The following is a 1090-nucleotide window of genomic DNA, read 5'->3' as shown; positions in this document are numbered from 1 at the left end:
CTCCGGCACCGGCTCCGGCCGCCGCACCGGCTCCCGCTGCCGCCGCAGCGCCGGCTGCCGGCCCCGCCCCGAGCTTCTCGTCGGCCCATGCCTCGCCGTCCGTGCGCAAGTTCGCACGCGAGCTGGGCGTCGACCTGAACAAGGTCAAGGGTTCCGGTGCGAAGGGCCGCATCACCCAGGAGGACGTGCAGGGCTTCGTCAAGGCCGCGCTGAGCGCCGGCCCGACGGCCGCGCCGGCCGCAGCCGGTGGCGGCGCAGGCCTGAACCTGCTGCCGTGGCCGTCGCTGGACTTCAGCAAGTTCGGCGAGACCGAAGCGCAGCCGCTGTCGCGCATCAAGAAGATCTCCGGCCCGAACCTGCACCGCAACTGGGTCATGATCCCGCACGTGACGCAGTTCGAAGAGGCCGACGTCACCGACCTGGAAGAACTGCGCGTCGATTCGAACGCCGCCTACGCCAAGGCCAAGTCGCCGGTCAAGCTGACCATGCTGGCGTTCGTGATCAAGGCTTCCGTCGCCGCGCTGAAGAAGTTCCCGAACTTTAACGCGTCGCTGGACGAAGCCAACGGCCAGCTGATCCTCAAGAAGTACTACAACATCGGCTTCGCGGCCGATACGCCGAACGGCCTCGTGGTCCCGGTCATCAAGGACGCCGACAAGAAGTCCGTGTCGCAGATCGCCACCGAGATGGGCGAACTGTCTGCGCAGGCGCGCGACGGCAAGCTGTCGCCCGCGAACATGCAGGGCGCGACGTTCACGATCTCGTCGCTGGGCGGCCTGGGTGGCACCGCGTTCACGCCGATCATCAACGCGCCGGAAGTCGCCATCCTGGGCCTGTCGAAGTCTTCGATGAAACCGGTATGGGACGGCAAGGCATTCCAGCCGCGCCTGATGCTGCCGCTGTCGCTGTCGTTCGATCACCGCGTGATCGACGGTGCCGCCGGCGCCCGCTTCACGACCTACCTGGCCGACGTCCTGGCCGACCTGCGCAAGACGCTGCTGTAAGGAGAGCCCATGAGCACCGTTGAAGTCAAAGTCCCCAACATCGGCGATTTCAAGGAAGTCGAAATCATCGAACTGATGGTCAAGCC

At 66.3% G+C, this 1090-nt stretch carries 1 protein-coding gene; it reads left to right on the top strand.

The window, feature by feature from the left end:
• Positions 1-1004, top strand: a 1004-nt coding sequence (locus AC1DYX_RS31405; protein ID WP_477266161.1) for a 2-oxo acid dehydrogenase subunit E2, incomplete at its 5' end; no start/stop codon positions are given.
• Positions 1005-1090 lie beyond the last annotated feature (86 nt).

It is taken from the genome of Massilia sp. P2_C2 (genome assembly GCF_056404615.1).
Note: the sequence above shows the minus strand (reverse complement) of the source record. Positions and strands in the feature narration are given on the sequence as shown.